Origin of the sequence: Brevundimonas sp. P7753, assembly GCF_013386595.1 — a bacterium.
Taxonomy (GTDB): Bacteria; Pseudomonadota; Alphaproteobacteria; order Caulobacterales; family Caulobacteraceae; genus Brevundimonas; species Brevundimonas bullata.
Genome location: NZ_JACARP010000123.1, coordinates 1 through 10,010 on the forward strand (window position 1 = coordinate 1; position 10,010 = coordinate 10,010).

Genomic DNA, 10,010 nt, shown 5'->3' on the forward strand with positions numbered 1-10,010 from the left:
ACTTCGCTTTAGCGATCTCAACCTCAGCGCCCTGCTTGCCGGTCTTGATCTGCTCCCACGACTTAAAGCCGTAAATGCCGCCGACAAGGACAGCAACCGCGCCGAGGTAGATGGCGCCGTCGTTTCCATTCTCGACCACCCAGGCGACGCGGACGATGCCGATCGCTGCGGCGGCGGACGTGGCGTAGATGGCGAACGGCCGGGCCAGATCACCGATGAAGGCTTTGACGCGCTCAGACGGAGAAGCAGGCGGCTGGATGGGAGTGTCGGTCATGTCGTGGCCCTCGCATGGGCGTCGATCACGGCCTTGAGCTGCCGGACCTCGCCTTCTTTCTGGGTGACGGACGCCAGAGCTGCGTCGCGCTCGGTGCGCAGCCGGACGACGTCGGCGTGGGAGATTTCCAACTGAGCTCGTAGGTCGGCCACCAGCCGCGCCTGGTCCGCTTCCCGCGCCACTGCGGCGCGCACCTCCGCCTCGGCTTCGGCCACGCGCTGGCGGAACTCGTTCAGCGTGTCCTGCATCCGCTCTATCTCCTCACGGAGCGATGCGGTCGTGCCCGTGGCTACGTTCAAGGCCGACAGATTGATCGCCACGTCCGCGGTTGATCCGGCGGACAGGTTCACGGTGGAGCCGATCTTGGTTTCAGTCCCACCCTTGACGATGAAAACTTCAATCGATCCATTGGCTGTGATCGACGACCCGTTCGCCAACGAAAGCGCAAAGCCAGTGAGCTCGACAGAGATCTTGCCCGTGGCCAGAACGTTCATTACCGGCGTGTCCAGCGTCGATAGGCCTTGGGGATAGCCGATGTCGCCTTGGTAGCTGATGCTGGCCGCAACTACCGTCGATACGCCCACGACGTTGTCGAAGACATAGGGCGCCGAGGTCATCCGCCCGTTGTCCCCATTGGCCGTGGTCATGGCGGAAAGGGCAATGCCGGTAGGCCCCCACCATTCTAGAAGTGTTCCACCAACGCCGAAAGGCGCACCAAGGGCCATCACCCGGATGCGACCATCTATCGTCGTCTGGAGCGTGTCCGTCGCGTCGTCGAAGACCGTGTTTTCGCCCCAATAGATGAATGGTGCATCGAGTGCGATGGCGGACCCCAGCGCCGAAGAGATCAACCGGAACCGCGCCGGTTTTCCCCCTGTGGCTGTTGCGATCAGTTCGAACTTCGCCAGCGCCGCGCCGGATTCCAGATCGATGATGGCGAGGGACTGCTGCGTCACCGACGCCTCCAGCACCGTTGCGGAATAGTCGTCCGAGAAGTCGGCCGCCACCGCGCCAAAGTTGACCTTGATCGCCCAGACCGGCAGCACGCCGCCTGTAGGGGGGACGACGACCACGCGGAAGCCGGTTGTACCAGCTGGGGCCGTTGACGGTGCCGAAGAACGGCGACGTACATCATACCCGCCAGGTCCGCTCGGCACGACCAGGGCGTCAACCGGACCGGTCGGCGTCATGTACTGGATTTTCAGGTGTCCGCCGTCGCCAAGGGGGGAAGACACGAAGCCCAGGCTGTGCTGATCGCCCGGCACCGCCGGATAGACCTGCGAGACCATGTAGCCGTAGACGACGAAGATCCGACCGGCCAACCGGTCGTCATCCACGTAGGACGCCGGGCTGCCTTCCTTGATCCAACCCCGGAAGCCACCCGCACCGCTCGGGTTGTCGATCAGGTTCGCACGTAGCCCCGACCGAGCGTTGACCTGGTTGATTGCCTCGGCCCGCGCCAGCGTCTCGCTCGCCAGCGCGTTCTCCAGATCGATGATGTCGGCTTCGGTGTTCTCCGTCCGCGCCTGCACCAGAGAGATAGCCTGCGCATTGGCCGCGTCGCCGTCGATCTGGGCCTGGTTCAGTTCCAGGATGCGGCTGTTCAGGCTCGGCTGGCCGCCCCGCGCCGCTGCGATCTCCACGCCCTGAGCATCAATATCCGCGCGAGCGTCTGCCACCAAACCCGAGACGTCGAAGATGTCCCCGAATGCCGCCTCGATGTCCGCCTTGATCTGCGACAGACCAGGGGCATTCGGCATGACGTCGCCGATCAGGGCGGGCGCGGTGTAGGGGCCATAGACCTGCCGCGCGCTGTAGTTCTGGTTCCTCTGGTACTGGATGGCGACGTAGTAGGTCGCGCCGGGCTGGAGCCCATCGATCGGGATTTTGGTGACGGTCGGCGGGCCTTGATAAGCCTGCGTCCATGGCCCTTCGGCATTCGGACCATGTTCGACGATGATGGCTGTCGCCGTCTCGTTACTGACGATCCCGCCAAGGTCGAACCCAGGAAGCTGGCCGCCGCCGGGCGATGGCGGGCGGACGATGATGGTCCAGTCGCCAGCCTCAGGAGGGCTGACGAAGCCCGGATCGACAGGCGTCAGGACTTGGGGCGCGGGGGGCGTCGGGTTCTGCCCCATGGCGAAGGGGTACTTGGCGTCCGTCTCACTGACGAAAGAGACCCGCACCACGCCCGTCGCCGGATCGTAGTCGGTGTTCAAGCACAGGCACTTCAGCCCGTTCAGCACGAAGCCCGGCTCGGTGATAGTGAAGGCGTCACCCGGCCGGATGCGCTGCAGGTGCGGCTTTAGCGGGATCACGCCCGCGATGCCCTCGCGCGTATTGGCGATCTGAAGGGCCGCCAGCTGGGCCGCCTGCTTGGCGTTGGACACGTAGTGCAGATCCAGCCCGCGCGTCCGCTTGCCGCCGTCCTCGGCCTGATAGGCGGCCGCCGTGACTTCCGGCAGGGCGGTCATCTGCCAGCGGTGCGCCTCGGACCAGAAGCGGGGGCGGATGGTGTTGATGCGGTCGATGCGGCTGGCGGCCGTGTCGATCTCCAGCGGCCCCGCTGTGTCGGCGGCCGAGATGGTGACGATGCTGGCGCGCGGCGCGGCGCGCTGAATACAGCTGATCTTGCCCGCGCGCTGAGCATAGATGGCGCCGCCCGCCTGCAGGAAGGCGTCCAGCACCTGGGCCTTGTCGTCATCCGTCGTCGGATAGGCGGCGACGGTCCAGCCGTTGGCGTCCGCCACGTTGGCCGCCGAAACGAAGGCTGGCACGTCGATGCCCGACAGCTTCGCGCCGATGCCACCGACCTGATAGTCGACCTGCGGTGCGCCCTTGCCGGTCGGACCTTCCCACAGGCCGAGCGACCACTTCAGAGCCCAGATGATGGGGTTGGTGATGTAGACCCAGGTCGAGGGATCGTGCAGCCTGCAAGGGCCGCTTCCGCCGGGATAGGTGCTGTCTTGGCGCGGGTCCCATCCCTTGAGCCCCCGCAGGGTCACAAGCGGCTTGATCTCGCCGGTCGGGTAGGCGGTCCCTTTCGAGTTCTCGCCCATGACGATGAGGTAGCAGGCCTTGCCGGAAAGCCGGTTGGCCGCTGTCCAGCCGATCAGGCTCGCGCCGTTCTTCAGGCCAGAGGGCGAAACCAGCGCCGTATCGGGCTGCCTGCCAAGCGAGTTCTTATACCAGAGCTCGCCCTTGTACTGGCTGGTGATGGCCTTGCCGGTCGCGTCAAACGTGACGACCTCATCGTCGGCCATAAAGCCTTCGAAGCCGTCGATAGGACCGGCGCCCGACAGCACCGACGGGATGCCGTAGTACATCAGGTCGGGGCCGAAGGTCCGGCGGTAGACGGCCGAGCCCGCAACACCCACCCGACCGGCGGCGAACGGGATGGGTCCGTCAGGGTCCAGCGTCCATTCGAAGGTTCGGCCCGCCGCCCCGACGTTCGGCTGCAGCAGAGACATGGCCGCCGAGATGGCGACGTTGATCCCCACCTTGATCGCAATGGACGTGAGGGTGGCTGTGAAAGCGGCCGATGCAGCAGCCGTGGCGGCGGCCGTGGTTGCCGTCGTGACGGTCGCTGCGGTTGCGGCTGTCGTGAAGGCCGCCGCAGAAAGGCCGAGCATCGGCATGTCAGACCCTCCAGGCCGTGACGAAGGCGAGCGGGATCAGGACCTGGCAGACGCCGTCCTTGAACCCGAGGATGCGGCCGTTATCGAGGGCGACGGTCAGCGAGCAGCCGAACGGATCGCCCTCCGGCATGGCCATGGCGATGATGTCGCCCGGCAGAGCGGCGGCCGGCGGAATACGCTCCAGGCCGACCGCATCCATCAGCTCGACCAGATCCTTGAACCCGGCCTTGCGGATGTAGCGGATCGCTCCTGCCTCGGTCGTGTGGCGAGCCGCCGTGAGCAGCTTCGCTTTCCGCCCGACCTTGTGCAGGGCATGGGCCGCCAGCTTGCCGCAGTCCCGAGCGCCAGGCGCGTAGGAGCGACCGGCAAAGCGGTCCATGCAGGCCTGCGTCGCCGCAGCCCGTTTGAGCATCGAGATCATGGGATTTCCCTAGAAGAGGACGTCGGTCCAGGGCGCGAAGATGCGAGCCATCTTCTTGAACAGGCTCGGGTTCTCGGGGCGCGACCGCCACTCGTTCTTGCGGGCCACGCCGTCGACGAAGATCAGGCCCAACTCGCCAGGCCCCCAGATGGTCTGATGAAAGGCGTTGTTCAGGCGCCAATCGGCGTTGGGCTCTAACTGGCGCTCGGCCTGGGTTCCGCATTCCAGTGTCAGGGACCAGCTGTCGCCGACCTGAAGCCGAGGCTTGTCGATCTCGCCGTCGAACTTCAGTTCTGGCGCGCCTATCAGTCCACCGGTGACCGGGTCGATGACGCCCTCCCACCACTGGACACGGACGCCCTGGGTGGACGGCGAGCCAAGCGCCGCCGTGGCCGTGTCCGACGCCGGCAGGATGACGATGTCCACGCGCGTCGTCTGCGCCGCATCGCCGTCCTTAATCGATCCGACAGAGGACAGGACGCCATAGACCGGGTGCCGACCGAAGTAGGTCTCAGGCCCATCGCCTTCGCCTGCGTCATGAACAGCGAAGCCGCCGTCCGTCAGGCAGATCGCACCGCCCGGCATGTCGAAGCGCACCAGGGTGCATTTGATCGGGGCGGGCTGCTGATAGGCGGCGACGAGGGAGCTATCCATCACTCGCGTTCCTTGAGCGTGAACGACATCCCAACCGCCTTCAGGCTGTTGATCGACCAGTCCTGCCCCGGTTCGATGAAGCCCTCGATCTTCGGCGCGGCCAGCTCGATCACGGCGCCATCGATGGTGGGACGCCGCAGCATCGGCCAGATCGGCAGGCTGACGAGGCCGCCGGCGGGCACGGTCATCTCAGCCGTCACGATGTGGACGAAGCGCTGACCCGACAGGATGATCGACAGGAACTTGCCCTTGCGGATCACCGCGCCGGGCGTCAGGCCCTTCACCGCCAGAACCGATCCCGTCGAGACGCCATTGGCTGCTGGCGCCCCGTAGGCGACTGCGGGAAGGTGCTCGGGGATCTCCAGGACCAGCGTCTCGGTCTCGCCGCGCAGCAGGTCGGCGATCAGCCCCATGCCGCATCCCGCCGCCGACAGCGCCGGGATCGAGACGTCGATGGCGAACCGCGACCCTTTCCGACTGAGCCGTTGATCGGCGCCGCCGAATGCGGGCGACAGCGTATTCGCGGCCGAGATCGCCCGCATGCTGTAGTTGGTCTTGGCGGGCAGCTCCTGAAGCAAGATCGCCATCAGCGTGAATACCTCTGGCGTTGCGCTTGCTGGGCTGGGACGACCTGACTGCTGGTCGCCACGGCCTGAGCGTAGGCTGTCCGCGCCGCTTCAGCCGCCAGTTGGCGGATCGTTTGATCGCCATTGGCGCCGGTCAGGTCGATCCGCACGACAGGGCTGATCTGCGCGCGGCCCATCGACTGCACCTGCGACCGGCCCGCCAAGGCGCCCATGGCGCGAACAGCGTGCGCCGGAATGACGGACGTACCCTTCTTCAGGTTCGTCAGCACCTCGCCCTTGTGGACATATGACAGGCCGCCTGGCGCGCTGGACGTTCCCGTGGCGAAGCCGGGGATCATGTTCTTGAGCGCCGACCCGATGATGGCGCCGATGCTGTTTCCGCCCGCGCCGCTGCCCCCGGTGATGCCGGAGAACAGATTGGTCAGCAGGTCTTCCAGGTTGTCGAACGCGGCCTCGCGGAACTTGCGCCCCGCCGCCTCGGCCCAGTTGTCGGAGGCCAGCACGTCGGTGAAGTCGCGGGCCATGGAGCGGGCGCGGTCGTTGTTTTCGCCTTGGCGATTAGCAACGTCGAGAGAGCCGCGCTCTGTCTCGGCAATCGTTCGCGCGCTTTGACGGTTCAGGTCGGGGCGCATGGCGAGAAGCGCGTTGATCCGCTCCTCGATCCACAGTTCGCGCTCCTTGGTGCGGATCGCGACAGGATCGCCGCGCAGGCGGGCCAGTTCGGCCTCAAAGCCCAGGCGGTCGAGCAGGAGGTCGTTCGCCCGGCGATTACCTTCTTCCGAAGCCTCCAGGGCCTTCTGGTTGCGCTCCCACAGGATGGCGAAGCCGCGCTGCGCGTCCTCCGCCGTCGCGATAGCCGACACCTGCGCTTCGGCGGCTGCCTTGGCGTTCGTGACGCCCGCGTCGGTCAGTTGTTTCGTTAGGTTCAGAACGTCCAGCTCGCGCTGCTTCGCCCGCGCTTGCGCAGAAGCCGCCTCGGTCCCTTGGGCTTCAAGCCGCGCGATCTCCATCTGAAGCGCAAGCATTTCACGCTGGCGCGCGAGCTCTTCAGGCGTCGGGCCGCTGGCCTTCTTGGGCTTTCCATCATCGGCCGCCGTTGAGGCCGCATTGACGTAGGAGCCGGCCCGCACGTTCCTATTGATGCCCTCCAGCCGATTGGAGGCAGCGGCATAGTCATAGCCCGCCTGAAACTCCTCGGCGGCGGCTCGCTCATAGCGGGCCTTGGCCGTGGCGTACTGACCCTGCTGTAGCGTGCCGATGTTGGAACCCGCCACGCTGCGGTCCATGACGGCCTTGGCTGCGGCCTGTTCCACTTGCGCGGATGAAGCCCGCGCGGCTCGGGCCTTTTCGAGCAAGGCGCGTGTAGCGACTACCGCATCGGCGGCCTCGACCCTCATGGCGGCCGCATGCTCAAGCGCCTTAACTTTTGCGGCGCCGCTGGCGTTTGCGGCCGCCTGGGCAGCGCTTTCGTAGGCGTCCAGCGACGTCGACGTGCGCGCCGTCTGGGCGTTCAACTCCTTCATGGCGGGCGAGGCCTCGCGGCTCTTCATCGCCAGCAGACCGATAGCGACCGCGACCGCCGTGATTGCCAGCCCTATCGGGTTGGCGATGAAGAACAGGCTCGCGGCGCCAAGGCCGCGCAGCGCAACCGATCCAGCGAGAGCGGCCCGCGACGTTCCGGAAATGGCGGCGATCAGAGCCAACTGCGCAGCGGCGTGTCCGGCAGTAGCCGTCGCGGCGGCCAGTTGAGCCACGACAAAGCGCGTCCCGATGATCGACACCATCACGCCCGCCGCCGTGACCACGACGTCAAGGTTCTGCGAAAGAAGCTGGATGCCCTGCGCCAGACGGTCGGTCGCCGAGAGGCCCGCGTCTGTTTGGCCTACGAACTTCCCGATCTCGTTGTTCAGGATCGTTAGGGACTGAGCCACCGTGACCTGCGTGGCCTGGAACTTGGCTTCGATGCTGTCGCCGGCGCCCAGAATGGCCTGCGTCACGATCTGGCCTGTGATCTTCCCCTCGGCGCCAAGGTCCTTCAGGGCGCCGATGCTTACGCCCATGGATTTGGCGATGATGATCGCGAGCTCGGGCGCGCTTTCACGCAGCGAGCGGAGCTCGTCGCCCTGAAGCGTGCCAGATGCCAGCGCCTGGCTGAGTTGGAGCGCGGCAGAAGCCGCTTCGGCCGTGGTCTTGCCCGACGACTGGAAGCTCTTGTTCAGCAGTTCGGTCAGCCGGAGCGTGGATTCCGTCGAGAGGCCAAGCTCCTGCGTGGCGATCGTCAGTCGGGTGTAGAGCGAGACGGTGTCGCTCATGCTGGACCGGCTTTCGTTCGCGACCTGCAGCAGCTCCTGCTGGCGGGCGGCGAGGTCCTCAGAAGCCACGCCCGCCGCCGCCAGGGCGTTGGTGCCTTGCTTCCAGGTATCGGCGAACTTGATGGCCTGGGCTGTCGTGAACACACCAGCCAGCGCGCCGCTGAGGCCCGCCATTTCTCGCGTGAAGGCGGCGCCGATAGGCCGGAAGAGGGTAGGCGCGGCTGCGGCTGTGTCGCTCTTGATTTTCCGAAGGGCCTGCTGGGTGGCGTACTGCGACCCGTAGAGGGACTTGTTGACCTTCTTCATCTGCGCTTCGAACTGCGCAGCATTGGCCTCGACCCTGACGAGAAGCCGCTCGATCTCTTCGGCCATCAGTCACCGCCCATGAAAAAGGGCGATCCCGGAGGACCGCCCTGACATTGTCGACTTGGTTGAGCGCCCTAACGGCGCTTGATCTGCTCCAGGATCATCCCTCCTAGAAGAGACACCCAGCCCGACACGAAAGCCGCGAGCCCACATGCGAGAAGCATGCTGCGCACCGCCATCTTGTCGGTGTTAGCGACCTGCTCAGGCAGCCCATACATGCCGCCTGCGCCGGTGCTCACGCCGACATTGTAGAAGAACGACACGGCGGCCAGCACGGCCCCGCCAATGATCATGATCCAGCCCATAGCGATAGGCGCCGATGGGCCTTCAGTTACATAGACTTCGGTTACTTCGGTCACGCTTCCCTCCCTTTGATGAGGGGACGCTACCGGCGATCACACGCCCGCCGCAACCGCCGCTTCAAACTCGGCGTCTGACGGAGCGCCGGCTTTGTCATCGACGCCCTGCGACTTCTTCCAGCCGCGGTGAGCCTGCATCAGCTGCCAGATGCTGCTTTCGCCGATTTCCTTCGGCGAGTAGCCGAGGGCACCGCCGATTTCGTAGAAGTTTGCGAACCGGAGCTTTCGTCGGGGGAGGGGTCGCTCTCCCCCTGCATCTCCCCCGAGGGTACGTCCTCATCAGGCGCGCCGACCAGGGCGGCGGCGAGAATGCACGTTGCGAGCTCTTTGTTGTCCGCGAGCTGGCCTGGGCCAGCGTAGCGATCGACCATAGCCCGCGCCGTCAGGGCGACCATACCGGCTCCCTTGAGGCCCAGGCGGATCGTCTCGCGGATGTCCGCCACCCGCCACCGGCCTTCGCTGATCCTGTGAAAGACTTCTTCTGGACCAGCGTCGGTCAGCTCCTGCAGTTCCTCCAGCTCCGCAATGCGAAGCTGGAAGTCGTGCTGACCATCCCCGAAGGGACCGGTGTAGCGGGCGGATCGGCTCATCAGGGAACGTCCGCGCCGATGACGGGAGCGTCAGCCTGGACGAGCGAAACGCTGGCAGTGGCGTATTCACGGTTCGTGCCGGTGATGCTGAACTCGGACACGATATAGGCCCCCGCGATCCGCCAGACGCCAGCCTGCCGGGCACGGATGTTTACCGTGGTCCCGACGCGCTGCATCCACGCCAGCGTCGAGGAGCTATGCAGCTTGCCGTCACCGGAGATGTTGCTGTCGGTGCTGTCCACGCGGCGCACGATCTTGTCGGGCAGCGAGGGGTCAAGGCAGTTCGGGATGCTTTGCTCGCTGACGCTGGCCGTCAGGTTGATCGACCGGCCCGTATTGATCAGGCAGTCGTGCGCGAAAACTTCGGGATCTGCGCCATTGCCGATTTGAACGAGGATTTTCTCGCCGTCGACGACTTCAACGTAGTCTTCTGGTGCCGCCATAGCGGAGCCTCCATTTTAAGAGAAGCCCCGGCAGGGGCAGGTTGACCGCTCAGGGCGGGCTCAGATCAGGCCTCGGCCTGAATGTCGTAGCGCGGGGCGATGATCGCCCGGCTTGTGAGGTTGTCCCGCTCGCGGCCATAGCTCAGGCGCGCGATCCGATGGATGACGATGGCGCCGCCGGTCAGCGGCAACTTGGCGTTCAGCACCCGCACGGCAGCTGCGCCGATGCGCTTCACTTCCGGGTATCCGACCGCTTCGGACCAGCAGTCGATCTGCACGGAGTATTCCGCCAGGGAGTGGCAGGCGTTGCTGTCGTCCACGATCTGCGCGTCGCCGACCGTGATGTAGGGGGCGACCGGGGAGGGC

10 protein-coding genes are annotated in these 10,010 nt (G+C 65.8%); all 10 read right to left on the bottom strand.

Annotated elements, in window-relative coordinates; all coding sequences use genetic code 11:
• Positions 1-274: hypothetical protein (locus tag HX774_RS17810; protein ID WP_178828791.1), on the bottom strand; the 274-nt coding region annotated here is incomplete at its 3' end.
• Positions 271-3,912, bottom strand: coding sequence for a hypothetical protein (locus tag HX774_RS17815; protein WP_178828792.1), 3,642 nt, complete (start codon positions 3,910-3,912; stop codon positions 271-273). The genes HX774_RS17815 and HX774_RS17810, both read right to left, overlap by 4 nt.
• 1 nt (position 3,913) lies before the next feature.
• On the bottom strand, positions 3,914-4,333 hold the full coding sequence (locus tag HX774_RS17820; protein WP_178828793.1) for a hypothetical protein: 420 nt from the start codon (positions 4,331-4,333) through the stop codon (positions 3,914-3,916).
• A 9-nt stretch (positions 4,334-4,342) separates the two neighbouring features.
• The gene (locus tag HX774_RS17825) at positions 4,343-4,987 is read right to left on the bottom strand and encodes a hypothetical protein (RefSeq protein ID WP_178828794.1); all 645 of its coding nucleotides are present in this window, start codon (positions 4,985-4,987) and stop codon (positions 4,343-4,345) included.
• On the bottom strand, positions 4,987-5,574 hold the full coding sequence (locus tag HX774_RS17830) for a hypothetical protein (protein ID WP_178828795.1): 588 nt from the start codon (positions 5,572-5,574) through the stop codon (positions 4,987-4,989). Before HX774_RS17830 ends, HX774_RS17825 begins: the two co-directional genes overlap by 1 nt.
• Positions 5,574-8,258, bottom strand: a complete 2,685-nt coding sequence (locus tag HX774_RS17835) for a tape measure protein (RefSeq protein WP_178828796.1) — start codon at positions 8,256-8,258, stop codon at positions 5,574-5,576. The genes HX774_RS17830 and HX774_RS17835 overlap by 1 nt, the downstream gene beginning before the upstream one ends.
• A gap of 68 nt (positions 8,259-8,326) precedes the next feature.
• Entirely contained in the window at positions 8,327-8,611 is a 285-nt protein-coding gene (locus HX774_RS17840; RefSeq protein ID WP_178828797.1) for a hypothetical protein, read from the bottom strand.
• A 137-nt stretch (positions 8,612-8,748) separates the two neighbouring features.
• Positions 8,749-9,201, bottom strand: coding sequence for a gene transfer agent family protein (locus HX774_RS17845; RefSeq protein ID WP_178828798.1), 453 nt, complete (start codon positions 9,199-9,201; stop codon positions 8,749-8,751).
• Positions 9,201-9,644, bottom strand: a complete 444-nt coding sequence (locus tag HX774_RS17850) for a phage tail tube protein (protein ID WP_178828799.1) — start codon at positions 9,642-9,644, stop codon at positions 9,201-9,203. The genes HX774_RS17845 and HX774_RS17850 overlap by 1 nt, the downstream gene beginning before the upstream one ends.
• Positions 9,645-9,709: 65 nt before the next feature.
• The coding region (locus HX774_RS17855) for a DUF3168 domain-containing protein (protein ID WP_178828800.1) at positions 9,710-10,010 on the bottom strand (301 nt) is incomplete at its 5' end.